The 26,307-nt window shown below is 68.5% G+C and carries 22 protein-coding genes; 17 read left to right on the top strand and 5 right to left on the bottom strand.

The genetic code is table 11. The features are described from left to right. Nucleotides 1-14: 14 nt before the first annotated feature. On the bottom strand, nucleotides 15-2,849 hold the full coding sequence (locus C998_RS0100910; RefSeq protein WP_018868961.1) for a 2-oxoglutarate dehydrogenase E1 component: 2,835 nt from the start codon (nucleotides 2,847-2,849) through the stop codon (nucleotides 15-17). A 75-nt stretch (nucleotides 2,850-2,924) separates the two neighbouring features. Between C998_RS0100910 and uvrD the strand changes: the two genes are divergently transcribed. Next, complete coding sequence (gene uvrD, locus C998_RS0100905; protein ID WP_018868960.1) at nucleotides 2,925-5,120, top strand: DNA helicase II; 2,196 nt, start codon at nucleotides 2,925-2,927, stop codon at nucleotides 5,118-5,120. 6 nt (nucleotides 5,121-5,126) lie between these two features. Here the strand turns inward: uvrD and pyrE are convergent, their stop codons facing one another. Then, nucleotides 5,127-5,762 carry an orotate phosphoribosyltransferase gene (pyrE, locus tag C998_RS0100900; protein ID WP_018868959.1) on the bottom strand — a complete coding sequence of 212 codons (636 nt, stop codon included), beginning with the start codon at nucleotides 5,760-5,762 and terminating at the stop codon, nucleotides 5,127-5,129. 101 nt (nucleotides 5,763-5,863) lie between these two features. On the opposite strand from pyrE, the gene C998_RS0100895 reads away from it, so the two are divergent. The 3 genes from C998_RS0100895 (at nucleotide 5,864) to C998_RS0100885 (ending at nucleotide 10,163) form a co-directional block, all read left to right on the top strand. Continuing rightward, nucleotides 5,864-6,637 (top strand): exodeoxyribonuclease III, encoded by a 774-nt coding sequence (locus C998_RS0100895; RefSeq protein WP_255325684.1) that lies wholly within the window; start codon nucleotides 5,864-5,866, stop codon nucleotides 6,635-6,637. 39 nt (nucleotides 6,638-6,676) lie between these two features. After that, nucleotides 6,677-8,080, top strand: a complete 1,404-nt coding sequence (locus C998_RS0100890) for an AmpG family muropeptide MFS transporter (protein WP_018868957.1) — start codon at nucleotides 6,677-6,679, stop codon at nucleotides 8,078-8,080. Between the two features lie 109 nt (nucleotides 8,081-8,189). After that, entirely contained in the window at nucleotides 8,190-10,163 is a 1,974-nt protein-coding gene (locus C998_RS0100885; protein WP_018868956.1) for a M48 family metalloprotease, read from the top strand. A 114-nt stretch (nucleotides 10,164-10,277) separates the two neighbouring features. Here C998_RS0100885 and C998_RS0100880 read toward each other — a convergent pair whose 3' ends face one another. Continuing rightward, nucleotides 10,278-11,291, bottom strand: a complete 1,014-nt coding sequence (locus tag C998_RS0100880) for a porin (protein ID WP_026279413.1) — start codon at nucleotides 11,289-11,291, stop codon at nucleotides 10,278-10,280. Between the two features lie 370 nt (nucleotides 11,292-11,661). Between C998_RS0100880 and C998_RS0100875 the strand changes: the two genes are divergently transcribed. The 9 genes from C998_RS0100875 (at nucleotide 11,662) to C998_RS0100835 (ending at nucleotide 21,618) form a co-directional block, all read left to right on the top strand. Then, nucleotides 11,662-12,177: a MarR family winged helix-turn-helix transcriptional regulator gene (locus C998_RS0100875; RefSeq protein WP_026279412.1), complete on the top strand. Its 516-nt coding sequence runs from the start codon at nucleotides 11,662-11,664 to the stop codon at nucleotides 12,175-12,177. Between the two features lie 5 nt (nucleotides 12,178-12,182). Beyond that, the gene (locus C998_RS0100870; RefSeq protein WP_018868952.1) at nucleotides 12,183-12,611 is read left to right on the top strand and encodes a fibronectin type III domain-containing protein; all 429 of its coding nucleotides are present in this window, start codon (nucleotides 12,183-12,185) and stop codon (nucleotides 12,609-12,611) included. A 45-nt stretch (nucleotides 12,612-12,656) separates the two neighbouring features. Next, on the top strand, nucleotides 12,657-13,898 hold the full coding sequence (locus tag C998_RS0100865; RefSeq protein ID WP_018868951.1) for a Zn-dependent hydrolase: 1,242 nt from the start codon (nucleotides 12,657-12,659) through the stop codon (nucleotides 13,896-13,898). A 31-nt stretch (nucleotides 13,899-13,929) separates the two neighbouring features. Beyond that, entirely contained in the window at nucleotides 13,930-14,670 is a 741-nt protein-coding gene (locus C998_RS0100860; protein ID WP_018868950.1) for a cysteine hydrolase family protein, read from the top strand. After that, entirely contained in the window at nucleotides 14,667-16,151 is a 1,485-nt protein-coding gene (locus C998_RS0100855) for a sodium:solute symporter family protein (RefSeq protein ID WP_018868949.1), read from the top strand. The genes C998_RS0100860 and C998_RS0100855 overlap by 4 nt, the downstream gene beginning before the upstream one ends. Continuing rightward, the gene (locus C998_RS15290) at nucleotides 16,148-16,270 is read left to right on the top strand and encodes a hypothetical protein (RefSeq protein WP_018868948.1); all 123 of its coding nucleotides are present in this window, start codon (nucleotides 16,148-16,150) and stop codon (nucleotides 16,268-16,270) included. The genes C998_RS0100855 and C998_RS15290 overlap by 4 nt, the downstream gene beginning before the upstream one ends. Further along, nucleotides 16,258-17,337, top strand: coding sequence for an aspartate carbamoyltransferase (locus tag C998_RS0100845; protein WP_018868947.1), 1,080 nt, complete (start codon nucleotides 16,258-16,260; stop codon nucleotides 17,335-17,337). The genes C998_RS15290 and C998_RS0100845 overlap by 13 nt, the downstream gene beginning before the upstream one ends. A 98-nt stretch (nucleotides 17,338-17,435) precedes the next feature. Continuing rightward, nucleotides 17,436-19,457 carry an asparagine synthase (glutamine-hydrolyzing) gene (gene asnB, locus C998_RS0100840; protein ID WP_018868946.1) on the top strand — a complete coding sequence of 674 codons (2,022 nt, stop codon included), beginning with the start codon at nucleotides 17,436-17,438 and terminating at the stop codon, nucleotides 19,455-19,457. Between the two features lie 34 nt (nucleotides 19,458-19,491). Beyond that, nucleotides 19,492-21,618: a bifunctional diguanylate cyclase/phosphodiesterase gene (locus C998_RS0100835; protein WP_018868945.1), complete on the top strand. Its 2,127-nt coding sequence runs from the start codon at nucleotides 19,492-19,494 to the stop codon at nucleotides 21,616-21,618. A 77-nt stretch (nucleotides 21,619-21,695) separates the two neighbouring features. On the opposite strand, the gene C998_RS0100830 is transcribed toward C998_RS0100835, so the two are convergent. Continuing rightward, nucleotides 21,696-22,622, bottom strand: a complete 927-nt coding sequence (locus C998_RS0100830; protein ID WP_018868944.1) for an AraC family transcriptional regulator — start codon at nucleotides 22,620-22,622, stop codon at nucleotides 21,696-21,698. 185 nt (nucleotides 22,623-22,807) lie between these two features. On the opposite strand from C998_RS0100830, the gene C998_RS0100825 reads away from it, so the two are divergent. The 4 genes from C998_RS0100825 to C998_RS0100810 all read left to right on the top strand — a co-directional run bounded on the left by C998_RS0100825 (nucleotide 22,808) and on the right by C998_RS0100810 (nucleotide 25,430). Continuing rightward, nucleotides 22,808-23,428: a DoxX family protein gene (locus tag C998_RS0100825; RefSeq protein ID WP_018868943.1), complete on the top strand. Its 621-nt coding sequence runs from the start codon at nucleotides 22,808-22,810 to the stop codon at nucleotides 23,426-23,428. A 68-nt stretch (nucleotides 23,429-23,496) separates the two neighbouring features. Next, nucleotides 23,497-23,796 carry a hypothetical protein gene (locus C998_RS0100820; protein ID WP_018868942.1) on the top strand — a complete coding sequence of 100 codons (300 nt, stop codon included), beginning with the start codon at nucleotides 23,497-23,499 and terminating at the stop codon, nucleotides 23,794-23,796. Then, nucleotides 23,786-24,673 (top strand): DUF692 domain-containing protein, encoded by an 888-nt coding sequence (locus tag C998_RS0100815; RefSeq protein WP_018868941.1) that lies wholly within the window; start codon nucleotides 23,786-23,788, stop codon nucleotides 24,671-24,673. The genes C998_RS0100820 and C998_RS0100815 overlap by 11 nt, the downstream gene beginning before the upstream one ends. Then, nucleotides 24,666-25,430, top strand: coding sequence for a DUF2063 domain-containing protein (locus C998_RS0100810; protein ID WP_018868940.1), 765 nt, complete (start codon nucleotides 24,666-24,668; stop codon nucleotides 25,428-25,430). The genes C998_RS0100815 and C998_RS0100810 overlap by 8 nt, the downstream gene beginning before the upstream one ends. Here C998_RS0100810 and C998_RS0100805 read toward each other — a convergent pair. Then, nucleotides 25,427-26,305 carry a PfkB family carbohydrate kinase gene (locus tag C998_RS0100805; protein ID WP_018868939.1) on the bottom strand — a complete coding sequence of 293 codons (879 nt, stop codon included), beginning with the start codon at nucleotides 26,303-26,305 and terminating at the stop codon, nucleotides 25,427-25,429. The two genes, C998_RS0100810 and C998_RS0100805, sit on opposite strands and share 4 nt — an antisense overlap. Between the last annotated feature and the right edge of the window lie 2 nt (nucleotides 26,306-26,307).

Raw genomic sequence — 26,307 nt, 5'->3', positions numbered from 1 at the left:
TTTGCGGGACGGACTCAGGGTGTCGGGTGCGGCAGGTCACGACTGCCCAGCGGGCCGAAGGCGCGCTCCAGCAGTTCCTCGTGCTGCGACCGGTGGACCTCGGGATAGCCCACCGCCGGAGCCGCCGCCGGCGGGCGCGCAACCGCGTGCAGGGCATGACCGCGCTCGGCCAGCAGCGGGGCCAGGCGCGGATACACGAAGCCGAGATAGCCCTGGTTTTCCGGCTCGTCCTGGATCCAGACGAATTCCTCGGCCTGCGGATAACGCTCCAGCACCTCGCGCATGCGGTCGCAGGGGAACGGGTAACACTGCTCCAGGCGCACCACGGCGACATCCTCGCGTTCGTCGGTCTGGCGGGTGGAGACCAGATCGTAGTGGATCCGGCCGCTGGTCAGCAGGACCCGACGGACCCGCTGCGGATCGGTCACCTCCGGGTCGTCCAGCACGGTCTCGAACCGTCCTTCGGCGAGGTCCTCCAGCGAGGAAACGGCCTGACGGTGCCGCAGCAGGCTCTTGGGGGTCATGACCACCAGCGGCTTGCGGTAGGGTCGCACCATCTGCCGGCGCAGCAAATGGAAGATCTGCGCCGGCGTGGTCGGCACGCAGACCTGCATGTTCTCCTGCGCCGCCAGCTGCAGGAAGCGCTCGGGGCGCGCGGAGGAATGCTCCGGTCCCTGGCCCTCGTAGCCGTGCGGCAGGAACAGGGTCAGGCCACACAGCCGCCCCCATTTCTGCTCACCGGAGGAGATGAACTGGTCGATCACCACCTGGGCGCCGTTGACGAAGTCGCCGAACTGCGCCTCCCAGATCACCAGCGCCTCGGGGGCCGCGGTGGCGTAACCGTATTCGAACGCGAGCACGGCCTCCTCGGACAGCAGCGAATCGATGACCAGAAAGCGCGGATGGTCCGGGTCCAGGCGGCGCAGCGGGACGTAGGTGTCGCCGGTGTTGCGTTCGTGCAGCACGCTGTGACGATGGAAGAAGGTCCCGCGCCCGGAGTCCTGTCCGGACAGGCGCACGCGATAGCCGTCCTGGATCAGGCTGCCGTAGGCCAGGGTCTCCGCCGCACCCCAGTCCAGCGGCTGTTCGCCGCGCGCCATCTGGCGCCGCGCCTCGAGGATCTTGTGCACCCGCGGGTGGGGCTCGAAGCCCTCCGGCGGGGTCGACAGGTGTTCCAGCGCGGTCGCCAGGCGCTCGCGGTCGACGCCCGTGGCCACGGCCTGATCCCAGGCCTGATGCAGGTACGGGCCCCAGTTGGTGCCGCCCGCACGGGTCTCGCGGGTGCGATCGCGCAGCAGCGAGTCGGCCACCGCCTCGCCGGCATCCAGCCGGTCGCGGTAGGCGTCGAGGATCTGCTCCTGCTGCTGCGCGTCGGTCAGGCCTTCCTCGGTCAGCTGACGGGCATAGCGCTCGCGGGTGGTCGGCAGGTCGCGGATGCGGTGGTACATGCGCGGCTGGGTCGCGGCGGGTTCGTCGGCCTCGTTGTGCCCCTGACGGCGATAGCAGACCAGGTCGATGACCACGTCCTTGCCGAACCGCATGCGGTAATCCAGCGCGATCTGGGTGACGAAGACCACCGCCTCGGGGTCGTCGCCGTTCACGTGCAGGATGGGCGCATTCACCATCTTGGCGACATCGGTCGCGTAATGCGTCGAACGCGCGTCCTTCAGCGTGCTGGTAGTGAACCCGATCTGGTTGTTCACCACTACGTGCACGGTGCCCTTGGTGGAGAACCCGCGGGTCTGCGACATGTTGAGGGTCTCCATCACCACGCCCTGCCCGGCGAAGGCCGCATCGCCGTGGATCACCACCGGCATCACCCGGTTGCCCTGCCGGTCGCCCACCCGCACCTGGCGCGCGCGCACCGATCCCTCGACCACCGGGGTCACGATCTCCAGATGCGACGGGTTGAAGGCCAGCGCCAGATGCACCGGACCGCCGGGGGTCTCCACGTCGGAGGAGAAGCCCAGGTGGTATTTGACGTCGCCGGTGCCGCGGTCGTCGCGCGGACGCCCTTCGAACTCGTCGGCGAGTTCGCCCGGCGATTTGCCCAGCAGGTTCACCAGCACGTTGAGACGGCCACGATGCGCCATGCCCAGCACGAGTTCGGTCAGGCCGCGGGCGCCACCGCGCTGGACCAGGGCATTGAGCAGCGGGATCAGGCTCTCCGCGCCCTCCAGCGAGAAACGCTTCTGGCCCACGTAGCGCTTGTGCAGGTAGCGCTCCAGGCCCTCGGCGGCGGTGAGGCGCTCGAGGATCGCCAGGCGCGTGTCGTCGCCGAAACCGAAGCGCCCGTGCGCCGACTCCAGGCGCTCCTGCAGCCAGCGCTTCTCGTCGGTGGCCGTGATGTGCATGTATTCCGCGCCGATGCTGGCGCAGTAGGTCTCGCGCAGGACCTGTTCGATGGTGTCCAGCGGTGCCGGACCGTCGAGGAACAGCGAGCCGGGGTCGAAGGTCATGTCCGGACTCACGCCTTCCAGCCCGTGGTATTCGCGGCTCAGCTCGCGCGGCGCCACCGGGGCCTCGCGCTCCAGCGGGTCCAGACGCGCGCCGAAATGCCCGAGGTAACGATAGGCGTTGATGAACTGCAGCACGCGGATCTGCAGGCGCTCGTGCTCCAGGTCGGGGCGATCGGTATGCCGGCGGCGCTCCTCGCCCCGCGCCGGCGCACGCGCCTGCGGTGCCGCATCCTCCAGGGCCCGGAAATAGTCGGCCCAGGCCGCCGGGACCGAAGACGGATCCTCGCGGAAACGCTCCAGCAGCGTCTCGGCAAACGCCAGATTGTCCGGGTGGGGGTCCTGTCCGGAAACCGGTTGATCCAGCCGATGGCGGGATGACATGTCGTTCATGGTGGTCCTGTGACGTCGGGCGTGCGCGCGAAGTTCTGCAGACCTCGACTGTACCGCGTTTGCTACCATGCGCGCATGGACGTTTCTCCCCTTCTTGAAGGCCTCAATCCGGCGCAGCGCGAGGCCGTGGCCGCGCCGTCGCAACCCGTTCTGGTGCTGGCCGGTGCCGGCTCCGGCAAGACCCGCGTGCTGGTCCACCGCATCGCGTGGCTGATCGGCGTGGAGAACATCGCCCCGCACGGACTGCTGGCGGTGACCTTCACCAACAAGGCCGCCAGCGAGATGCGCGGGCGCATCGAGGAACTGCTGGACTATCCGGCCAGCGGGCTGTGGGTGGGGACCTTCCACGGTCTGGCCCACCGCCTGCTGCGTCAGCACTGGCAGGAGGCCGGACTGCCGCAGAGCTTCCAGATCCTGGATTCCGACGACCAGCTGCGCATGGTCAAGCGCGTGCTGCGCGGGCTGGAGCTGGAGGAGTCCCACTGGCCGCCGAAGCAGGCGCAGGGCTACATCAACGCGCGCAAGGACGAGGGCTCGCGCCCGGAACACCTTCCGGACACCGGCGACCCGATCGCGCGGCAGTGGGTGCGCATCTACACCGCGTATCAGCAGGCCTGCGAGCGCGCCGGGGTGGTGGACTTCGCCGAGCTGCTGCTGCGCTCGCTGGAACTGCTGCGCGACAATCCGGTGCTGCTGGAACACTACCGCACGCGCTTTCGCCACGTGCTGGTGGACGAGTTCCAGGACACCAACGACATCCAGTACGCCTGGCTGCGGCTGATCGCCGGCGGCAGCCCGGTGTTCGCGGTGGGCGACGACGACCAGTCGATCTACGGCTGGCGCGGGGCGAAGATCGAGAACATCCAGCACTTCCAGAAGGACTACCCCGGCACACGGGTCGTGCGGCTGGAACAGAACTACCGCTCCACCGCCAGCATCCTCAACGCCGCCAACGCGCTGATCCGCCACAACAGCGGCCGTCTGGGCAAGGAGCTGTGGACCGAGGACCTCGAGGGCGCGCCGGTGCGGCTGTACACCGCGCTGAACGAGCAGGAGGAGGCGCGCTTCATCGCCGAGACCATCGCCCGGCACATCGAGGACGGCGGCCAGCACCGCGAATGTGCGGTCCTGTACCGCTCCAACGCGCAGTCGCGCGTGCTGGAAGAGACCTTCATCGCACGGCGCCTGCCGTACCGGGTGTACGGCGGGCTGCGCTTCTTCGAGCGCCAGGAGATCCGCGACGCGCTGGCCTACCTGCGCCTGGCCGGCAACAGCGACGATGACCCGGCCTTCCTGCGCGCGGTCAACCAGCCGCCGCGCGGGATCGGCGAAAAGACCCTCGACGACCTGCGCGCGGTGGCCGCGGAACAGGACATCTCGTTGCTGCGCGCGGCGCAGCGGGCGGTGCAGGCGAACGCGCTGTCCGGACGCGCGCGCAACGCGGTGGCGGGATTCCTGCAGCTGATCGAACAGATCCGCGACGCCCTGTCCGGGCGCCCGCTGGGGGAACAGGTGGAACAGGCCATCGCCCTGTCCGGGCTGCGCGAGCACTACGCGAAGGAGAAGGGCGAACGCGGCGAGGCACGCCTGGAGAACCTCGACGAGCTGGTGGGTGCGGCGCGGGCCTTCGACATGGAGGAGATCCGCGAGGAGGAAACCACCGGTGACCGCCTGACCGACTTCCTGTCACACGCCGCGCTGGAGTCGGGCGAGGGGTCGGCGGACCCCGACGAGGACGCGATCCAGATGATGACCCTGCACTCGGCCAAGGGCCTGGAGTTCCCGCTGGTGTTCCTGACCGGGCTGGAGGACGGACTGTTTCCCAATGCCCGCTCGGTGGACGAGCCCGGCCGCCTGGAGGAAGAGCGCCGCCTGGCCTACGTGGGCATGACCCGCGCGGAACGCCAGCTGTACCTGACCCACGCCGAGACCCGCCGGCTGTACGGTCGCGAGGCCTCCAACCCGGCCTCGCGCTTCCTCAACGAGATCCCGGAAGACATGCTCGAGGTTCTGCGCCCGCAGTCCTCGCCCTACGCCGCCGGGCGCTTCGCCGCCGCGCGCCGGCGCACGGCTGGTATGGACGCGCAGGCGGAATCGGCCCGCGAGGAGGGCCTGGCGATCGGCACCCGGGTGCACCACGCGCGCTTCGGCGAGGGGCTGGTCACGGCCTTCGAGGGCTCGGGATCCTCGGCCCGGGTACAGGTCAACTTCGCCGACGCCGGCGCCAAGTGGCTGGTGGTCGGCTTCGCCAAGCTGGACGTGCTGGCCTGACCCGGTTCAGACGCCGTATTCGGCGCGGTAGGCGCGCAGGGCATCCAGGTGCTCCGGCGCGCGGCCGGTCTGCTCCAGCAGGGTGACCAGGTCGGTCAGCCGCGCCACGCGCACCACCTGCATGCCCAGGTCACTCTCCACTTCCTGGATGGCCGAGCGCTCGCCCGCGCCGCGCTCCTCGCGGTCCAGGGCGATGGCCACCCCCACCGGCGAGGCGCCGGCGGCGCGGATGATGTCCACCGATTCGCGGATGGCGGTGCCGGCGGTGATCACGTCGTCCACGATCAGCACGCGGCCCTCCAGCGGGGCGCCCACGATGTTGCCGCCCTCGCCGTGGTCCTTGGCCTCCTTGCGGTTGAAGGCCCAGGGGCGGTCCATGTCGTGGTCGCGGTAAAGCGCTTCGGCCACGGCCGCCGCCAGCGGGATGCCCTTGTAGGCCGGGCCGAAGATCAGATCGAAGTCGATCCCGGAATCGACAATCGCCTGCGCATAGAACTCGCCCAGGCGGGCCAGGTCGGAACCGCGGTTGAACAGCCCGGCGTTGAAGAAATAGGGGCTGGTGCGGCCCGATTTCAGCGTGAACTCGCCGAACCGCAGGACGTCGCGCTGCAGGGCGTATTCGAGGAAGGCGTGGGCGGTCATGACGGCTCCGTGGTCGATTGCGAGGGGAAACGGCCCCTATTCTGACACAGCGTCCGGGCGGGTCTTTTCGCCGGCCGCGCGCGCGGGTATCGTTGCGCGCCATGCGCATAATGTCCATGAACGCCAACGGCATCCGTGCCGCCGCCCGCAAGGGCTTCTTCGACTGGCTGCCCGCCACGGCAGCCGACGTGGTCTGCATCCAGGAGACCAAGGCCCAGATCCACCAGATCCAGGGCGAGCCCTTCCATCCGCCCGGTTATCACAGCGCCTACGTGGACGCGGTGAAACCCGGCTACAGCGGTGTGGCCATGTACAGCCGGATGCAGCCGGACGAGGTCATCACCCGGCTGGGCTTCGAGGAGGCGGACAACGAGGGGCGCTACGTGGAGATGCGCTTCGGCAACCTGTCGGTGGTGTCGCTGTACCTGCCGTCGGGCTCATCGGGCGACCACCGTCAGGATTCGAAATGGCGCTTCCTCGATTTCTTCCGCCCGTGGCTGGCGGAGCGCATGCAGGACGGACGCGAATGGGTGATCTGCGGCGACTGGAACATCGCGCACAAGGAAATCGACCTGACCAACTACCGTTCCAACCGCAAGAACTCGGGCTTTCTGCCCGAGGAACGGGCGTGGCTGGACCACCTGTTCGACGAGATCGGCATGGTGGATGTGTTCCGCCGGCTGGACGACCGCCCCGGGCAGTACACCTGGTGGTCCAACCGCGGTCAGGCCTGGGCGAAGAACGTGGGCTGGCGCATCGACTACCAGATCGCCACGCCGGGCATCGCCGCCACCGCGCGCGACCCGTTCATCTATACCGAGCAGCGCTTCTCCGATCACGCGCCGTTCTGGATCGATTATGACTACGCGCCCTGACAGCCGCACCGGGCTCCCGGTCCGGCACATGCCCCGTCGATGAGCGCCGCCGACGACGCGCAGGCCGCACCGCGCCGTGACTGGCGCGCGGCACTGGCGGTGTACCGCCATCCGCGTGTCATCGGCATGCTGTTCCTCGGCTTTGCCGCCGGGCTGCCGCTGCTGCTGACCGGCGGCACGTTCACCGCCTGGCTGCGCGACCTCGGGGTGGAGCTGTCGTCCATCGGCTTTCTCAGCTGGGTGGGCATGGCCTACAGCATCAAGGTGCTGTGGGCGCCGATCGTGGACCGCCTGGCGCTGCCGGTGCTGACGCGGCTGTTCGGCCGGCGCCGGGCGTGGATGCTGCTGGCGCAGGCCCTGATCATCATCTCGCTCACGGGCATCGCGCTCACCGACCCCACCGAGCAGCTGTGGCTGGTCGCGGTGTGGGCGGTGATCACGGCGTTCGCGGCGGCAACCCAGGACATCGCCATCGATGCCTACCGCATCGAGGCGGTGAGCAAGGAACGCCAGGGGGCGATGGCCGCGGCCTACGTGACCGGCTACCGCGTGGCCCTGCTGACCGCCGGGGCCGGGGCACTGCACATCGCCGCGGTGGGGACCTGGGGCCTGGCCTACGGCACCATGGCCGCGCTCATGCTGGTGGGCGTGATCTGCACCCTGATCGTGCGCGAGCCCGAGGTGGCCGAGCGCGACCGCAGGACCGCGCAGATCGAGCAGCGCGTGCTCGACTACATCAACAACACCTCGGACACCGGCTACTGGCGCGCCTTCAAGGCCTGGTTCATCGGCGCCTTCGTCTGCCCGTTCGTGGAGTTCTGGAAGCGCTTCGGCAAGATCGCCCTGCTGCTCATCGCGTTCATCGCGATCTTCCGCATCAGCGACATCTTCATGGGCGTGATGGCCAACCCGTTCTACCTGGACATCGGCTTCACCAAGGATCAGATCGCCAATATCGCCGCGGCCTTCGGCCTGGCGATGACCCTGGGCGGGGCCGCCGTGGGCGGACTGCTGGTCGCGCGCTTCGGCATCATGCGCATGCTGATCGCCACCGCGCTGCTGGCGCCGATCACCAACCTGACCTTCTCCTGGCTGGCCCTGCTGGGTCCGGAGCTCTACGGGCTGGTATTCGCCATCATGGCCGACAACATTACCGGGGGCATGGCGATCTCGGTGTTCATCGCCTACCTCTCCAGCCTCACCAACAGCGCCTACACCGCCACCCAGTACGCGCTGTTCAGTTCGCTGATGACCCTGCCCGGGCAGTTCCTCGCCGGCTTCACCGGAGTGATGGCGGAGTTCATGGGCTGGTTCTGGTTCTTTGTCAGCTCGGCCGCGATCGGCATCCCCGCGGTCCTGCTGGCACTGTGGATCGCGCGCGTCGCCAACCCCGACCGCTTACCCCAACCCGGGCGGGAAGAGGCCGCCGAGCGGACCGAATAGCCGACCCGCACCGGGCACCCGGCGCAGAAAAGCGGCGGCGGCCTTGCCCCCGCACCCGAAACCCGGTTGTATACGAGGTAACGGGGAGAGCAACGGGGGCGGCGACGGAATGCGCTTCTTTGAATACCAGGATCGGGCACGCCGGCGGCTGACGCTGCTGCTGGGGCTGTTCGTGCTGGTGGTGGTGCTGATGGTGGCGCTGCTCAACCTCCTGCTGCTCTACACCCTGGTCGAACCGTGGCACGAGCGGCAACAGCTCATGCCCACGGCCGCGATGCTCGCAGAGCACCGTGTTTTCCTGTTCTGGACCACCGGGCTGGCGGTGCTGGTCATCGCCGGGGCCAGCCTGTGGCGCCTGTATCAGCTGCGCCGTGCCGGTGGCGGGCGGGGCATCGCGCACGAGATGGGCGGCGAGCCGGTGGACGCCGAGCCCGAGGACCCGATGAACCGGCGGCTGCGCAACATCGTCGAGGAGATGGCGATCGCCTCCGGACTGCCGGTGCCGGCGATCTTCGTGCTGGAACGCGAGCTGGGCATCAACGCCTTCGCCGCCGGCTTCACCCCGCATGACGCGGCCATCGCGGTGACACGCGGGGCGATCGAGAGCCTCAACCGGCAGGAACTGAAGGCGGTGGTGGCGCACGAGTTCGGCCACATCCGGGCCGGCGACATGCGCCTGAATACCCAGCTGGTCGGCATCCTCTTTGGCATCGAGATGATCGCGCTGCTGGGCCTGGGCATGCTGCCCGGGCGCCGCGCACGCAACACCGAGGACCACAAACGTGGTCCGATCTGGTTCAACTTCGCGCTGGTGGCCGCCGGTGCGGTCGGCCTGCTCGGCGGGCGCCTGATCCGCGCGGCCATTGCGCGCGAACAGGAGCACCGGGCGGACGCCCACGCGGTACAGTTCACCCGCAACGCGGATGGCATGGCCGGGGCCCTGCGCAAGGTGGCCGCGCGTTACGCCGGGCTCAACGGCAGCCCGGCGATGGTCGGACACATGCTGTTCGCCAACGGCGCCATCGATCAGCTGCTGGCCACCCATCCACCGCTGGAGCAACGTCTGGAGCGACTGGGGCAGCCGCTCGACGAGGAGGCCCTGGAACGCCTGGGCCGCGAGACCACCGATCGGGTGCGACGTGCGGTGACCGAGCGCGAACGCCGACGCCGCGAGGAGGAAGCCGCCGAACAGAAACGGGAGGAGGAGGAACGCAACGGCCCCCTCGGCAACGCCTTCGCCGCCCTCCCCGGTGGCATGGCCGCCGCCCTGCTGGCCGCACTGCCGGGCGAGCTGGCGAGGTCCGCCCGCAATCTCCACTGGGTCGCCGAACTGGCGCTCTACCTGATCCTGCACCCCGACCCCGAGGTGCGCGAGGATCAGCTGCTGATGATCCTGGAGACCCGCGGTGCCAACAGCGAACAGCGGGTACGCCAGCTGCGCGCGATGATCCCGGAGCCCGCACCCGAGCACCGCCTGCCGCTGATCGAGATGGCCTTCCCCGCCCTTGCCCGGCTGGAGTATGACGAACAGAGGGCACTGGCCGCTCTGGTCGACCGCCTGATCCATGCCGACGGGCGGCTGTCACCGACGGAATACGCCCTGGGACGCATGCTGGTCGAACACCTCGACGGGCCCCATGCCCGCCGGAACGACAGGGCCCGCGGGCGCAAGGATGCCCCCGCGGAGAAGGACGCGCGCCACCGCGACAACGCCGCACGCTACCTGCTGGCGACCCTCGCGCTGCATGGCCACCCGGATGACCCCGAGGCGGCGGAGGCCGCACTGATCGCCGGCCTGGGCCGCTTCACCGGCAGCCTGCCGTTCAGCGCCCCTATCCCCGAGGAACTGCGTCAGGCCAGCCAGTCCGCGGCCTGGGCGCGCATCCTCGACCGCGCGCTGGAGCGCCTCGCCCGCCTGCCGCGCAACGACCGCGAGCGACTGCTGCAGGCCATGGACCAGACCGTTCAGCAGCGCGGCGACCCCACTGCGGAACAGCGCGAGCTGGTACGCATGATGGCCGCCTCGCTGCACCTGAACGTGCCGCTGCCGGATGCCGGCGAACTGTTCGACGCCGGCCATTGAAGGATTTCGGGCCCCGCCGCTCCGCCGGGCATCCCCCCCAACGAAAGAAGGCCCGCATCTCGCGATGCGGGCCTTCCCGTTACAGCCGCTCGCTGAAACTCGCGCGGTGCGCGATCAGAAGCTGTAGTGCATGCCGGCCATAAACACATCACCAGTATCGCCGATGACTCCCTCGTCTTCATCCATGTCCCGCGCACGCACCTGGCCGATCGCTCCGGAACCAATGTCGTCGCTTTCGCTCTCGCGATAGTACTCGGCGAAGAAGGTCAGGGCATCGTTGACGTGGTAGTCATACCCCAGGTGCGCGACGTCGCCACCCCAAGTATCCATGGTCGCCAGCATGCCCTTGAAGGTGTGCTGACCCCAGTCGTAGGACGCAAAGACGTTGAAGGAATTGTCACCGTCCACGTCATCGTCTGCGCTGTCCACGGTTTCGGCCTTGGCACCGATATACAGATCTCCCATGGTGTGCATCACGGAGAAGCCCCAGTCGCGGCGGCGTTCATCCGCATTCGCATCCTGCACACCCACGGAGAAGGTGGTATCTCCCAGAGAGTAGCTACCGGTCAACTGATAGGGATTGTCGTCATTGGCTCCGTCGGTCACGTACGCACCACCAAACGAGAATCCGTTGAAATCGGGCGAGTAGTAGAAAAGAGTATCGCTCTCACGGAACGCCGCGTAGGTGATGAAGCCCGACTGGAACGAGTTGAACATGTCCACCGGGAACGCAATGGCGTTGTAGTATGGCAGCCAGTCGCGCCCATAGGCGAAGGTGCCCGCCACGTCGGATTCAATACCGATCTTGCCGATGCGGACATCCTCGTCCTGACCATTGAACGGATCCTGGACCCGCCCGTTCGCCAGATCCAGCGGCAGCTCCAGCTGGGCAAAGGCGCTCAGTCCTTCGTTGAATTCCATGGAGCCCATGAAACCCACCCGCGTATAGGCATCGCGGAAGCCATCATAGCTGCTGTTGTTGTCCGGATCGGCGGCTTCGTACTGGAGCCGCAGGGAGCCGTAGAAATCCCAGTCGATCGGACCGGCGCCTTCTTCCTGAGCCATGGCCATGCCGGGGGCGGCCAGGGTCGCGGCCACGGCCGCGGCAAGCATCTTCCTGTTCATCATCTTCCTGTCCTCGCGCTCAATTGAATTTTTTCGGGATGTCCGGAACCGGCTCCGCCGTCCGGTCAGTGTGCGGCTTTTGCAACAGCTGCGCGCGGAACATCGCGGACGATCCATTCCACTGCACACCAGTACGGGTATATAAACGAAGTCTAATTCGTTGTAAAGGGCCCACACGCATGTATCCGGTGTGTCTGTTGTGCGCCACAAGCGGAAAGACCGCCTGCGGGTCCCGAAGTTCCGCCGAACGCACGGCGGCATGGCGCGGTCGCACGGGGTGAAGGCCACCGGGCCGTGTTTTCGTGACACGGTTTGCGCCGGAGGTATTTTTGCGCAAAAATAATGTTTGTTGACCATCACTGCCGAGAACCGCATGTCATCCGCCAGCGCCGCCACGCAAACGTCCGCAGCCCCGTCCGGGGGCGAGGACCCCGCACGCTCGGTCATCCGCCAGCTGCGGGTGATCATCCGGGCGCTGCAGGGGCATTCGCGCGCGGTGGAGCGGGCCTGCGGGATCAGTGCCTCGCAGCTGTGGGCGCTGTGGGAACTCCAGCGCACGCCGGGCCTGAACGTGAGCGACCTGTCGCGGCGGCTGTCGGTGCATGCCTCCACCACGTCCAACCTGCTGGACAAGCTGGAGCAGCAGGGCCTGGTCGAACGTCGCCGCCCGGAGCGCGACCAGCGCATCGTTCGCCTGTACGTCACCGAGACCGGGCAGGAACTGCTGGACCGCGCCCCGGCGGCCCCCCAGGGCGAGCTCAACCGGGCGCTGGAGGCGATGCCCCCCGAGGAACTGGCCGATCTGGACCAGAACCTGGCGATACTGGTGGAAACCATGCAGTCCACCGAGCAGCGCGCCGGGCTCAAGCCGTTCGAGGGCGGGGCCTGAACGGGATGCTCCGCCTCGCCGCCAGCTTCGGCCGCCTCGCGGTGCTGGCGCTGACGCTCGTCCTGCTGGCCGGCCCGGTCCTGGCCGAACCCCGCTTCGACGATCCCCCCGAGCACTCCGCCGACGGCGGGTTCACCCTGCACTGGGAGGCCCCCGGGGCGGTGGTGCTGGAACGCGCCAGCGGCCCGGATTTCGACGATGCCCGCGTGATCTACGAAGGCGGCGACACCAGCAGTGTGATCAGCGGCCTGCCGGACGGCGAATATCGTTTCCGGCTGCGCGCGGCCGACGCCGACCAGGACGACTGGAGCGACCGCATCACGGTCGAGGTCGAGCATCACAGTCTCGCCCGCGCGTTTGGTTTCTTCGCCGTCGGCGGAGCGGTGTTCCTGGTGCTGATCGTCGTGCTGCTGCGGGGCCGCCCGCGCGGCTGACCCCCTCATGCCCCGGGCCATTGGCCCGGCCAACCGGAGACCTTCATGCCCGATTTCACCATCAACATGCCGCGCCTGCAGCAGGACATCAACGACCTCGCGCAGATCGGTCGCGATGCCGACCGCGGCCTGCACCGCCGCGCATTCTCCGACGGCGACCGCGCCGGGCGCGAGTGGTTCCGCCACCGCCTGGAGGCGGCCGGTCTGGATGTCTGGCAGGACGGGGCCGCCAATCTGCACGGTCGCCTGCAGTACGACGGCCGGCGGCCGGTGGTGGCGATGGGCTCGCATCTCGACACGGTGCCCGGCGGCGGTCCGCTGGACGGCGCGCTGGGCGTGCTGATCGGGCTCGAGGTGCTGCGCACCACGCAGGAGCAGGGGATCGAGCTGCAGTACCCGCTGGAGGTGATCGACTTCACCGACGAGGAGGGCCGCTTCGGCGGGATGTTCGGCTCCCAGGCGATGGCCGGCAAACTGACCCCGGAGAGCATCAGCCATGCGCGCGACCTGGAGGGCGTGACGCTGGTGGACGCGATGGCGGCCTGGGGCCTGAACGCCGACGACGCGCTGGCCGCGCGGCGCGACCCGAACACCCTGCACGCCTTTATCGAGACCCACATCGAACAGGGGCCGGTGCTGGACCGGCGCGGCCTGAGCGTGGGGGTGGTGGAGGCCATCACCGGGCTGTTCAAGTGGGAGGTACGCCTGAAGGGCCAGCCCAACCACGCGGGCACCACGCCCATGGACATGCGCGCGGATGCCTTCCAGGGACTGGCCGAGTTCGGCGGCGAGATCGATCGCCTGCTGGAGGAACACGGCAGCCCGAACTCGCGCGCGACCATCGGCCGCGTGGAGCTGTCGCCGGGGGCGCCGAACACCGTGCCCGGAACGGCGACCTTTTCGTTCGAGGTGCGCGACACCGACGAGAAGGTGCTGACCGCCCTGGCGCATGCGGCGCGGCGCACGCTCTCCAGCCTGGCCCGGCGGCGCGACCTGATGTTCGAGTTCGACGTGCTCTCGGAGATCGACCCGGTGCGCTGCGACACCGGGATCGTGCAGACCATCGAGGGCCAGGCCGAACGCATGGGGCTGGAATACATCACCATGCCCAGCGGCGCGGCGCACGACACCCAGAGCATGAGTGCGATCACCCGCACCGGGATGATCTTCGTGCCCAGCCTGCAGGGGCGTTCCCATTCGGCCGCGGAATGGACAAACTGGGAGGACATCGAGACCGGCGCCAACCTGGCCCTGCACAGTGCGCTGGCACTGGCGGCCCCGCAGTAGCGCCGCCCCAACCGACCAAGGAGCCCGCGGCATGGCCGACGACAACGTTTCCCGCCTGACCGACTACGACTCCCTGGACCCGCTGCGCGAGCAGTACCAGGAGAGCCTGATCAGCAAGCCGGTGCTGCGCCGCGAACTGCGCGAGCACCACGTCGCCCTGCTGTGCATCGACCTGCAGTACCTGGACGCCGCGCGCGGTCACGGGGTGTTCGCGGATTCGGCCGAATCCGGCATCCCGCTGGAGGCCCAGGAGTACTATTTCCATCGCCTGGAGGAGACCGTCCTGCCGAACGTGCGCCGGCTGCAGGACGCCTTTCGCGCCGAGGAGATGGAGGTCATCCACACCCGCATCCGTTCGCTGACCCGCGACGGGCGCGACCGCAGCCCGGGCCACAAGCGTCTCGGACTGCATGCGGCCCCCGACAGCAAGGATGCCGAATTCGTCCACGAGGTCGCGCCGCAGGGCGACGAGATCGTCCTCGACAAGACCGCGAGCGGCGTGTTCAACTCGACCAATCTGCACTACATCCTGCGGAACCTGGAGATCTCCTCCCTGTTCATCGTTGGCGTGTACAGCAACGAATGCGTCTCCACCGCGGTGCGCGACGCCTGTGACCTGGGCTTCTACGTGACGCTCATCGAGGACTGCTGTGCGACGGTGACCCCCGAAATGCAACGCGCCACCATCACCACCATCAAGGACCGCTACGCCCGCGTGATGACCACGGACGAGGCGATCCGCGAGATCACGAGGGTGCAGGAGGCGTCGTGACCGCCCTCGAGGAGCCCATCCTCCCGACTTCCGTCGCCTGGGGGCTGCTGGCGGCCTTCAGCGTCCTGTGGGTCGCGCTGGGCGCCTGGCTGGGACGCCGCAACTACACCGCCGCCGACCACATGCTGGCCGGGCGCAACGTGGGGCTGGCCCTGGCCAGCGCCACCGCGATGGCCACCTGGGTCACCGCCAACACCACCATGACCGCCCCGCAGCTGGCGCTGGAGCTGGGCGTGTGGGGCATGCTGGGCTACTCGCTGGGGGCGCTGGGTCTGATCCTGTTCGCCCCGCTGGCCCGGCGCATCCGCGAACTGATGCCGCACGGCTTTACCTCCGGGGACTTCATCCGGCTGCGCTACGGGACCTTCACCTGGCGGGTGTTCCTCGGGGTCTCCCTGATCTACGCCTTCGGCTGGCTGATCTCCATGGCGATGGCCGGCGGCGTGCTGATCAACGCCCTGGCCGGGATCGACTACCGCGTGGGCATGACCGTGATCCTGACGGTGTGCGTGATCTACACCCTGCTGGGCGGACTGCGCGCGGTGATCGGCACCGACTTCATCCAGACCGTGATCATCATCGGCGGCGCTGCGTTCCTCGCCTGGATGACCATCGACCGGGTGGGTTTCGAGGCGATCCATTTCGACCTGATGGAAGAACGCCCGGAACTGCTGAGCCTGCTGTTCCCGGCGGCGATCATGTTCCTGTTCAACAACCTGCTGTTCGGCGTGGGCGAGATCTTCCATTCCAACGTGTGGTGGTCGCGCGCCTTCGCCTTCGGCCGCAACGTGGGCTTCCGTGCCTACCTGCTGGGCGGGCTGCTGTGGCTGCCGATCCCGATTGTGGCCGGCTTCGTGGCGCTGGCCACCCCGGCGCTGGGCATCAACGTGCCGGCGGCGGACATGGTCGGCCCGCTGGTGGCCGCCGAGGTGCTCGGCCTGACCGGGGCGATCGTGGTGTTCATCGTGGTGTTCGCTGCGCTGGCCTCCAGCCTCGACTCGCTGCTGGCGGCCACCTCCGACCTGGTCACCCGTGACATCTACCGCGGGCACATCCATCCGCGCGCCTCGCAACAGACTCAGCTGCGGGCGACGAAGGTGATCGTGGTGCTGCTGGGGCTGCTGACCTGGCTGGCCGCCAGCTACCGCGGCGAGGTTCCGGTGGTCGGCTCGCTCGCGGCCCTGCTGTATTTCACCGGGGCCTTCGTGGCCAGCGCGATCTGGCCCATCGTGGCCGGGCTGTACTGGCGCCGCGCCAACCCGCAGGCGGCCGCCTGGGCGATGCTGCTGGGCTCCGGGCTGGGCCTGGCCAGCTACTTCATGATCGGCTGGTACGTGGCCGCACTGGTGGGCGCGGCGGTCTCGCTGGTGGTGATGGTCGCCGGCACCTGGCTGTTCCCGCGGCCTTTCGACTGGGACCGGCTGGCGCAGGATGACCACGACGCGCCCGCCGGCCGCGACACCCCGGAGGTGGCGACATGACGATCCCGGTAACCGCACTGGCGACCATCGTGATCATCGCGACCACGGTCGCGACCCTGACCCCGATCCTGCTGATCGCCCTGTTCATCCGTGACTGGAAGAGAGGATGCCTCTGGTGAATCCCGATGACCCGCTGAATACCCTCAAGCCACGGGACGGTGCCGCCGGCACCGATCGCCCGCGCGCCCTGCTGGAGGCGGTGGAGGAAAACCCCGACCCGCTGCTCAAGCTGGCCGCCTCCCACGTGGTCTCCAGCCGGCAGTTCACGCGCGAGGAGCTGCTGCAGCTGTTCCGTCTGGCCGCGCAGTACGAGACCACGCCGGCACTGGTCCATCTGCCGCTGGCCGGCAAGATCCTGATCAGCGCGTTCTACGAGCCGTCCACCCGCACGCGGCTGTCGTTCGAGAGCGCCTGGCACCGGCTCGGGGGATCGGTGATGTCGATCACCGACCCGAAGAGCACCGGCATCGCCAAGGGCGAATCGCTGGCCGACATCGCCGAGATGTTCAACAACTACGGCGACGTGCTGGTGCTGCGCTCCTCGGACGGCGAGGCCGTGCACAACATGCTCGAGAACCTGCGCATCCCGCTGGTCAACGCCGGCAACGGGATCGACGAGCACCCGACCCAGGCGCTGGCGGACGTGTACACCCTGGCCAAGTGGCGCCCGGAAGTGTTCCTGCCCGACTGCCCGCCGGAAAAGCACATCAAGGTGGGGATCGTGGGCGTGCCCTCGCGCATGCGCACGGTGCGCAGCCTGCTGAGCATGCTGAGCCTGTTCCCCGAGGCGATCGACGAGATCGTGGTGATTTCGCGCGAGGAGGAGAACTTCGACCCCGAGCAGCGCGAGCTGCTCGAGGGCGCGGGCCTGAAGCTGCGCGTGGTGAACGACCTGGACCCGGTGCTCCCGGAACTGGACGTCGTCTACATCAACGCCATCGCCTGGGTCGGCGACACCTTCGAGTCCATGGGCGAAGGCCTGAACCTGAACCGCCAGTCGCCGCTGAAGGAGGGCGCCATCATCATGCATCCGCTGGCGCGCGGCGCGGAACTGTCGACCGATCTCGACGACACCCCGCACAACTGGTACTTCGCCCAGGCGCGCGGGGCGGTGTTCGTGCGCATGGCCCTGCTGACCACGGTGGTGCGCCGGATCAGCGCGGTGATGGACACCCCGGAAGGCTGACACACCACCTTTTCACTGGAACCGCGAGCGGCGTGGCGCGCCGGAGTGTCCCGGGCCGCGCCCCGCTCGCCCCGAACGGATAACCAAGGAGACATGCCATGTGTGGCATTGCCGGAATCTTCCACGCCGACCCGAACCGTAGGGTCGACCCGCAAACCCTGGTCAACATGGCCGCGATCCAGTACCACCGCGGCCCCGACGGCTTCGGCTACAAGACGCAGGATGATCGCGGCGTGGGCTTCAGCCACGCGCGGCTGTCGATCATCGACCTCGACGAGAACCGCGGGCGCCAGCCGTTCACCATGAGCAACGGCGAGATCATGACCGCGGTCAACGGCGAGCTGTACGACTACAAGCGCATCCGTACCGATCTGACCTCGCGCGGGGTGAAGTTCCGCACCAAGAGCGACTCCGAGATGGTGATGCACCTGTACCAGCGCGAGGGGCTGGAGGATGCGCTGAAATACTTCCGCGGCGAGTTCGCGATCTCGCTGTATGACCGCAAGCACGACCGCCTGGTGCTGGCACGCGACCGCTTCGGCATCAAGCCGCTGTACTTCACCGAGACCGCCAGCGGCAGCTTCGTGTTCGGCTCCGAGCTGAAGGTGCTGTTCGCCAACCCCGACGTGCAGCGCCGCTTCTCCGACGACGGCCTGTACCACCAGCTGATGCAGACCATGGTGCCGGGCACCACCGCCTTCGAGGGCATCCACCAGGTCAAGCCCGGCCACGTGGTCATCGTCGAGCGCGCCCACGGCAAGCTGAAGATCCGTCAGGAGAAGTACTGGGACATGGACTTCCCGCTGGCCTCCGAGCGCCCGCCGGAGAGCGAGACCGACGAGGAGTACTGGATCGAGGGGGTGCGCGACAAGCTGATGGAGGCCACCCAGCTGCGCCTGGAGGCCGACGTGCCGGTCGCCTGCTACCTCTCCGGGGGGATCGACTCCTGCATCACCCTGGGCCTGGCCTCGGCCAGCCAGCAGGCGCCGGTCAAGGCCTTCACCATCGGCTTCGACAACGACGACTACGACGAGACCGCCATCGCCCGCGAGATGGCCGAGAGCGTGGGCGCCGACCAGGACATCATGTCGCTGGACGCCGACCACCTGTATGACAACTTCGAGGAGGCGCTCTGGCACGCCGAGCGCACCATCTACAACACCCTGGCGGTGGCCAAGCTGCTGATGAGCCGGCACGTGAACCACGCCGGCTACAAGGTGGTGGTGACCGGGGAGGGCTCGGACGAGCTGTTCGGCGGCTACCCGGCGTTTCGCCGCGACATGTTCATGCACGGGCTGGACACCCTGCCGGAGGCCGACCGTGCCGCCTGGCAGCAGATGCTCAACGAATCCAACGAGCTGGTCTCCGGGGCGATGCTGGCCGAGGACGAGGTCTCCGACCCCGACTTCAACCGCATGATGGGCTTTACCCCGTCCTGCCTGCAGCCCTGGCTGGCGGCGGCCGAGCACGTGCCCGGCCTGCTGCATCCGAAGCGGCGCAAGCGCATGAAGGACTACAAGCCGGGCAAGGCCATCGCCGACGCCCTGGACGACGACATGCTGGAAGGCCGCCATCCGCTGGACAAGGCCCAGTACGTGTGGATCAAGACCATGCTGGAGGGCCAGATCCTCACCTGGGGCGGCGACCGCATGGACATGGCCAACTCCATGGAGGCGCGCCCGCCGTTCCTCGACCACCACCTGGCCGAGTTCGCCGCGCAGCTGCCGCCGAACATGCGCATCAAGGGCCGCAACGAAAAATACGTGCTGCGCGAATCGATGAAGGGCCTGCTGCCCAAGGTGCTGTACGAGCGCGAGAAATTCCCGTTCATGGCACCGCCGGCCCACACCGACCCGACCAAATGGGCGGCGATGAAGGCGCTGGCGGATCGCTACCTGTCGGAGGACAAGGTCGCCGAGGCCGGGCTGCTGGACCCCGAAGGCGTGCGCCAGGTGTTCGAGATCCACGAGTCGGAGGAAACCCCGGCGGCGACCCAGGTGCAGCTGGATGCGGTGATCAACCACATGATCGGCGTGCAGGTACTGCACGAGCAGTTCGTGGCCACCGACATCCCCGCGCTGGCGGCACAGAAGGCCCGCGAATTCGGCTGGAGCGCCTGACCCCCTAAGGGGCCGGAACGCCCGAAGGAACACCGTGAGCGAAGACACCGGGGATACCTATGCCCTGCGCCTGCAGGCGATCGCGGACACCACTCAGGAGGTGTTCGTCCTGCTCGACAGCGACGGGCGGATCGAGTACGTCAACGCCGCGCTGAAGCGTGTACTGGGTTATGAGCCCCGGGCCCTGCTGGGGCGGCCGCTGCACGAAACGCTCGCACCGGCGGAACACATGGACGCGATCCGCGCGGGTTACGAAGGGTTCCGCCGCACCGGCACCGGCCCCGTGGTGGGACGGGTGCACGAACTGGAGGCGGTGCACGCGGACGGCCATCGGGTACCCGTGGAGCTGTCGGTCTCGGCCCTGTGGCTGGACGGGGAGTGGCATGCGGTCGGCGTCATGCGCGACATTTCGGCGCGGCGGCGCGTGGAACAGGCCCTGCGTACCGAGCGCGAACGCAACGATGCCCGCGCGCGTCTGGAAGCCACCGTCTTCAATGCCACCAGCGACGGCGTCCTCATCACCGACGGGGACGAGCACATCGAGGCCGTCAACCGGGCGTTCACCCAGATCACCGGATATCCGGAGGATGAAGTCCTCGGCCGGACCCCGAGCTTCCTGAAATCCGGCCGGCAGGATGCAGCCTTCTACCGCGAAATGCGGGAGGAGCTGGAAACGGTCGGCGAGTGGAACGGGGAACTCGTCAACCGCCGCCGCGACGGCAGCGTCTACCCCCAGTGGACCCGCATCAACGTCGTTCGGGACCCGCAGGGCCGGGTCCGCCACTATGTCGCGGTCTTCTCCGACCTCACCGATCTGCGCGCCTCGCAGGAACGCATCGAACGCCTGGTCCACCGCGACCCGGTCACTGACCTGCCCAACCGCCTGCTGTTTCGCACCCGCCTGGAACAGGTGCTGGCGGCTCAGGGCCGACGAGGCGACGGAGCGGCCGTACTGCACATCGGGCTGGATGGCTTCAAGCACGTCAACGAGAGCCTCGGTCACCGGTTCGGCGACCGGCTGCTGCGGGCCATGGGCGAACGTCTGTACTCCCTGATCCGCCCCACGGAGACCCTGGCGCGACTGGGCGGGGACGAATTCGCGATCATGGTAGATGGAGAGGAACGCGCGATGCTGCTGGCCGAGGCCCTGCTGCGCCAGGTCGCGCAGACCCTTGAGCTGGACGGCGAAACCCTGTTCCTGACCACCAGCGTGGGCATCGCCTGCAGCCCGCGGGATGGCCACGATGTCGAATCGCTGATGCGCAATGCCGCCGCAGCCGTGCACGAGGCCAAGGCGGCCGGCGGCAACGCCTGGCGGGGCTATTCCCGCGAACAGACCACTCTCGCAACCGATCGCGTGCGGCTGACCGGGCGGCTGCGCGAGGCGCTCGACGCCGATGAGCTGGTCCTCCACTACCAGCCACAGGTCAGCCTTGCTGACGGCCGGATCATCGGAGTGGAAGCGCTGGTCCGCTGGCAGCATCCGGAATCCGGCCTGATCCCGCCGGATCGCTTCATTCCGGTGGCCGAACAGAGCGGGCTCATCGCCGCGCTTGGCGAACAGGTCCTGCAGAAGGCCTGTCGTCAGGCACGGGAGTGGCGGGACAATGGCGTGGACTTCGGCCACGTGGCGGTCAACATCTCCCCCGCACAGATCGGCCGCAGCACCGTCGCCGCCCAGGTGTCCGGGGCACTGGAAAAAAGCGGCCTGCCCCCGCACTGCCTGCAGGCGGAGATCACCGAGAGCGTCGCCATGGACCGACGCGGCGAGGCCCCGGCGTTCCTCCAGGCCATGCAGGAGCTGGGGGTGCGCCTGGCGATGGACGATTTCGGCACCGGTTATTCCTCTCTCGGCTACCTGCGCGACCTGCCGTTCGACACCCTCAAGGTGGATCGCGTGTTCGTGAAATCGCTGCCCGATTCGGCATCGGACGCCGCGATCGCCGAGGCGATCTGCACCCTGGGGTGCCGCCTGGGCCTGGAGGTCCTGGCCGAGGGCGTGGAAACCCCGGCGCAGGCCGACACCCTGCGCGGCTTCGGCTGCACCTCGGCCCAGGGCTTCCTGTTCTCCCGGCCGGTCCCGGCCGAACAGCTGCCCGCCACCCTCCGCCAGCTGTCGGGCCCCGCGCCACAGGAGTCGCGGGGCACCCACGACGACTAAAAGTCGTAGCGGCACCCCCCGACCAGCAGGTGCTGCGCGCCGCTCTCGTCACGCGAGCCCCCGTGCACGCAGACCCGTCAGTATCTCCCGAGACGGCGCATCCACTGGCGCAAGCGACCGGGGCCGAAGCCGTGGACCCGCTTGAACGCCTTGCGAAACGCAGGCTCGGAGGCATACCCCACCTGCTCCATGACCCCGGCGACGGATTCCCGACCATCCCGCAGCAGGCGTTCGGCGAGCACCATCCGCCACTGCGTCAGGTATTCGATGGGGGACTGGCCCACCAGCGCGTGAAAGCGCTCGGCAAAACTGCTGCGTGACATCGCGGCCTCGCCGGCCAGACCCTCCAGCGTCCAGGCCGCCTCGGGGCGGGCGTGCAGCGCATCCAGCGCACGCCGGATCCGCTCGTCGGCCAGGGCCGCCATCAGGGACCCGGCCGGCGGCTCCCCGACGCGGCAGACGTGGTGGCGGACGGCCATCACGAACAGGGTGTCGGCGAGGCGATCCAGCACGGGGCGATAGCCGGGCGGGCGCTCCATCAGTTCGATGAACATCAGCCGCGCCAGGTGCCCGAGCCGCTCCCCCGCCTCGGCGTGGCGAATGATGGCGCAGCCGGGCAAGCCGGACAGCACCGGGTTGCGGCGGCCGGAATCGAATTCGAAATGGCCGCACAAAAGCTGCGTGACCGCGGCATGCTCCGGGTCCTCGCCGGTCACCAGGTTCAGGTGGTTGGCGGGTTCCTCCCAGGAGTCGCGGCTGGACAGCAGGTGCCAGTCATCATGGGGCAGCAACAGCAGATCCCCGGCCTCCAGACGCCGCACCGGGGCATCCACCATGTGCAGGTAACAGCCGCCTTCGCCCACCAGATGGAAGCTTGCGTTCCCCGTCCCCGAGGTGCCCAGCTGCCACTCGCCGCACAGGCGGGGGTTGGTGTCGATCCGCGCCCGCAGGTTGTACGCGGCCAGCACGGTGGAGAGCACATCGTCGACGGGCATCGGGTCCATGGCGGGTTGCTCCGGATTTGCTGCACACAGGCCCAGCCTAACCCGACAGTCGCGCAGAAACCGTCAGGGGAACCACGGATGCCGGTTCCGGACGATCGAGCATAAACCCCGGCTCCGTGGATCTCCCGGTTTCCACGGCAGCGATCCAGACTGCACGCAACGGATCAACGCAGGGAGAGACCCACATGGAAACGATACGGACCCTGGCCATCGGCGCCCAGCGGGCACTGGACACCACCCGCGCGGCCGACTTCCTGGCCCCGCTGCTTCTGCGGCTCTATCTGGCGCCCGTTTTCTGGATGGCCGGGACCAACAAGCTGGACGGCCTGCTTCCGTCGGAACAGGTGGTGATGTGGTTCGGCAACCCGGACTGGGGGCTGGGGATGCCGTTCCCGTACCTGATGGTCCTGCTGTCCGCCTACGCCGAGATCCTCGGTGCGATCGCCCTGCTGCTGGGCCTGGCCACCCGCTGGGCCACCATCCCGCTGATGATCACGATGGTGGTGGCGGCCGTCACCACCCATCTGGAGCACGGCTGGCAGCGCATCTCCGACCCGATGATGTGCCTGTTCAACTGCGACGGGATCGCCGAGGCACAGCAGCGCCTCGACCGCGCGAAATCGATCCTGCAGGAACACGGCAACTACGACTGGCTCACCGAGGCCGGCAACTTCGCGATCGTCAACAACGGCATCGAGATGGCCGCGACGTATTTCGTGATGCTGCTGGCGCTGTTCTTCATCGGAGCCGGCCGCTATCTGAGTCTTGATCACTACATCCGCCGCCGGTTCATGCACCGCGGATGAGAGCGAAAGCCGCCGCGAGCGGCTATAACCATCGAGGGTCCCTGACCCGCCATCGAGAGGAAAACACCATGAAAGACGAACTGTTCTCCATGAAATCCCTGGCCGGTGCAGCCGGCGCCGCCGCAGTCGGTCTGGCCATGTCCACCACGCCCGCGTTCGCCTCGGCCGATCTGGATCACGGCTATCAGCAGGCCGGCGGGTACACCCAGCTCGCCGAGGGGGCCTGCGGGGAAGGCACCTGCGGGGCCAGCGACGACGGCGACAAGGACAGCGAAGGCGCCTGCGGCGAAGGGACCTGCGGCGGTTCGGGCGAACCCGACGACAAGGATTCGGAAGGCGCCTGCGGGGAGGGGACCTGTGGCGGCTGAACGGATCGCCCCGGTCTGCCCGGCCCGCGTCAGCGGCGCCGGGCTCGGCCTGCGGCGGGGCCTCCTGGCCCCGCTGGCCGAAGCGCCGGAGGCGAGCGACTCCCCGGGATTCTTCGAGGCCGCGCCGGAAAACTGGATGCACCTGAGCGGGCGTCTGGGCCGGATCTTCCGCGAATATACCGAAGCACACCCGTTCGCCTGTCACGGCCTGTCCCTGGACATTGGCGGACCGCGCCCCCTCGACCGGGAATTCCTGGCAGCACTGCGGCGCTTCCTCGACACCCATGGCATCGACGACTACAGCGAACACCTGTCGGCCTGCGGCGACGGCTCGGGCCATCTCTACGACCTGATGCCACTGCCGTTCACCGAAGAGGCCGTGCACCACGTGGCGGACCGCGTGCGGACGGTTCAGGATGTGCTCGGTCGGCGTATGGCCCTGGAGAACGTGTCCTACTACACGCCCCTGTGGACCGACCTCGACGAAGCGACGTTCATCCGCGCCGTGCTGGAGGAGGCCGACTGCGATCTCCTGCTGGATGTGAACAACATCGTGGTCAACAGCGTGAACCACGGCTATGACGCCGCGACCTTCCTCGATTCGCTGCCGCTGGAGCGGGTGCGCTACATCCACATCGCCGGGCACGACGACGAAGCCCCGGACCTCAAGGTCGACACCCACGGCCAGGCGGTGGGAGAGGAAGCCTGGGCCCTGCTGGCACGTGCCTTCGACCGCCTGGGACCGGTACCGACCCTGCTGGAGCGGGATTTCAACCTGCCGCCGCTGGAGGAACTGCTGGCGGAAGTCGAGGCCATCCGGCGGTTGCAACAAGCGGTGCCGCGGCAGGACCGGCTTTCCGGGGTGGAACATGCCTGACACGGACGCCCGGGCGCTCCAGGAGGCCTTCGCCCGCCACCTGCGCGATCCGGAACGATACCCGCCGCCGGAGGGGCTGGAGGACCGCCGACTGGCGATCTACCGCCGACTGTTCATCAACAATGTCGCGGGCCTGCTGGGGCGCGGCTTTCCGGTGCTGCGCAGGACGCTGACGGAAGACCCGTGGCTGGCGCTGGTGCGCGATTTCTATCGCGACCACGGGTGCCATACGCCGTATTTTCCGCAGCTGGGCAACGAATTCGTGAGCTATCTGACCGACGGACGCCCGGCTGCCGCCGGCGACCCGCCGTTCCTCGCGGAGCTGGCCCACTACGAGCGCGTGGAGACCGAGCTGTTCTACGCCGACGAGGGGCCGGCCGAAGCCTGCGACCCCGAAGGCGACGTGCTGGCCGACATCCCGGTGTTCTCGCCCGCGGCCCGCCTGCTGGCCTACGGCTTCCCGGTCCATCGCATCGGGCCGGAGTTTCGCCCGCAGGCGCCGGGCGATTCACCCACCCTGCTGCTCGCCTGTCGCGCGCCGGATGATCGCATCCGCTTCGCCGAGCTGAACCCACTGGGCGCGCGTCTGCTGTGGCGCATCATCGAAGAGCCGGCAGCGGGCCACGAACAGATCCGGCGCGTGGCCGGCGACTTCGGACTCGAGGCCACCCCCGAGCTGACGGCCAGCGGTCGCGAGCTGCTGACGCATTATCGCGGCCTCGGGGCCATCCTCGGCACGCGTCCCACCATGGACTAAGTCCAGGCCGCCACCGCGCTGCGGTAGAACCCGGGGTCGGTGGTGGTGGCCCCCTGCAGGGTGCACACGCGGGCGGCGAATTCGAGGGCACGGTGCAGGGTGCCTTCCCAGCCCCAGCCGCGGCGCAGGCCCAGGATGGCGACGCTGGCGAAGGCGTCGCCAGCGCCTACCGCGTCCTGCATGCCCTCTACCACCGGGGCGCGGGCGCGCACGGGCTGACCGGCGCGCGGATGGATCTCGGCGCCGTCGGCGCCCAGGGTGACGATCAGCGCGGACTGGATGTCGCAGGCCTGCAGGCAGTGATCGGCGCGCTCCGCCCCCGGGGTGTCCGGGAACAGCGTGGCCAGCTCGTCGGCGTTCAGCTTGACCACATCGGCACCCCGGAGCAGGTCGCGCACGTCCTGCGGGTCGTACCAGGGCTCGCGCAGGTTGGCGTCGACGAAGCGGCGTTCGCAGCGCCGGCGCAGGGCCGCCAGCAGCTCGCGGTTGCCGCTGCGCAGGGCCAGCGTGCCGTGATAGAGCAGCGGGATGCGGGCTGGCACCGCGGGATCGACCGTCGCGGGCAGGTCGTCATAGGCCTGGTCGGGCAGGATGTGATAGGCGGGCTCGCCGTCCTCCACCGTCACCTGCACCGCGCCGGTGGGGGCCTGTGGGTGCGTATACAGTGCGTCTTCCGCCAGGCCGACCTCGCGCATGGCCTCGCGCACGCGTCCCCCGGCGGCGTCGTTTCCCACACCACCGACGAACAGCACGGGTTCCCCCAGCTGGTGCAGGTTCCAGGCGACGTTGAACGGGGCTCCGCCCAGGACTTCACGGCCGTCCGGAAAACGGTCGAACAGGACTTCACCAAAGATCACGTCGGATGCTTCCGGCATTC

It is taken from the genome of Thioalkalivibrio sp. ALgr3 (assembly GCF_000377325.1).
Taxonomy (GTDB): Bacteria; Pseudomonadota; Gammaproteobacteria; order Ectothiorhodospirales; family Ectothiorhodospiraceae; genus Thioalkalivibrio.
This window is presented reverse-complemented; position numbering and strand designations above follow the sequence as displayed.

What these genes read in the sequence shown, in the direction of transcription:
- C998_RS0100910 (WP_018868961.1), bottom strand. Translation starts at nt 2,849, where the DNA reads ATGAACGACATGTCATCCCGCCATCGGCTGGATCAACCGGTTTCCGGA.
- uvrD (WP_018868960.1), top strand. Translation starts at nt 2,925, where the DNA reads ATGGACGTTTCTCCCCTTCTTGAAGGCCTCAATCCGGCGCAGCGCGAG.
- pyrE (WP_018868959.1), bottom strand. Translation starts at nt 5,762, where the DNA reads ATGACCGCCCACGCCTTCCTCGAATACGCCCTGCAGCGCGACGTCCTG.
- C998_RS0100895 (WP_255325684.1), top strand. Translation starts at nt 5,864, where the DNA reads ATGCGCATAATGTCCATGAACGCCAACGGCATCCGTGCCGCCGCCCGC.
- C998_RS0100890 (WP_018868957.1), top strand. Translation starts at nt 6,677, where the DNA reads ATGAGCGCCGCCGACGACGCGCAGGCCGCACCGCGCCGTGACTGGCGC.
- C998_RS0100885 (WP_018868956.1), top strand. Translation starts at nt 8,190, where the DNA reads ATGCGCTTCTTTGAATACCAGGATCGGGCACGCCGGCGGCTGACGCTG.
- C998_RS0100880 (WP_026279413.1), bottom strand. Translation starts at nt 11,291, where the DNA reads ATGATGAACAGGAAGATGCTTGCCGCGGCCGTGGCCGCGACCCTGGCC.
- C998_RS0100875 (WP_026279412.1), top strand. Translation starts at nt 11,662, where the DNA reads ATGTCATCCGCCAGCGCCGCCACGCAAACGTCCGCAGCCCCGTCCGGG.
- C998_RS0100870 (WP_018868952.1), top strand. Translation starts at nt 12,183, where the DNA reads ATGCTCCGCCTCGCCGCCAGCTTCGGCCGCCTCGCGGTGCTGGCGCTG.
- C998_RS0100865 (WP_018868951.1), top strand. Translation starts at nt 12,657, where the DNA reads ATGCCCGATTTCACCATCAACATGCCGCGCCTGCAGCAGGACATCAAC.
- C998_RS0100860 (WP_018868950.1), top strand. Translation starts at nt 13,930, where the DNA reads ATGGCCGACGACAACGTTTCCCGCCTGACCGACTACGACTCCCTGGAC.
- C998_RS15290 (WP_018868948.1), top strand. Translation starts at nt 16,148, where the DNA reads ATGACGATCCCGGTAACCGCACTGGCGACCATCGTGATCATCGCGACC.
- C998_RS0100845 (WP_018868947.1), top strand. Translation starts at nt 16,258, where the DNA reads ATGCCTCTGGTGAATCCCGATGACCCGCTGAATACCCTCAAGCCACGG.
- asnB (WP_018868946.1), top strand. Translation starts at nt 17,436, where the DNA reads ATGTGTGGCATTGCCGGAATCTTCCACGCCGACCCGAACCGTAGGGTC.
- C998_RS0100830 (WP_018868944.1), bottom strand. Translation starts at nt 22,622, where the DNA reads ATGGACCCGATGCCCGTCGACGATGTGCTCTCCACCGTGCTGGCCGCG.
- C998_RS0100825 (WP_018868943.1), top strand. Translation starts at nt 22,808, where the DNA reads ATGGAAACGATACGGACCCTGGCCATCGGCGCCCAGCGGGCACTGGAC.
- C998_RS0100820 (WP_018868942.1), top strand. Translation starts at nt 23,497, where the DNA reads ATGAAAGACGAACTGTTCTCCATGAAATCCCTGGCCGGTGCAGCCGGC.
- C998_RS0100810 (WP_018868940.1), top strand. Translation starts at nt 24,666, where the DNA reads ATGCCTGACACGGACGCCCGGGCGCTCCAGGAGGCCTTCGCCCGCCAC.
- C998_RS0100805 (WP_018868939.1), bottom strand. Translation starts at nt 26,305, where the DNA reads ATGCCGGAAGCATCCGACGTGATCTTTGGTGAAGTCCTGTTCGACCGT.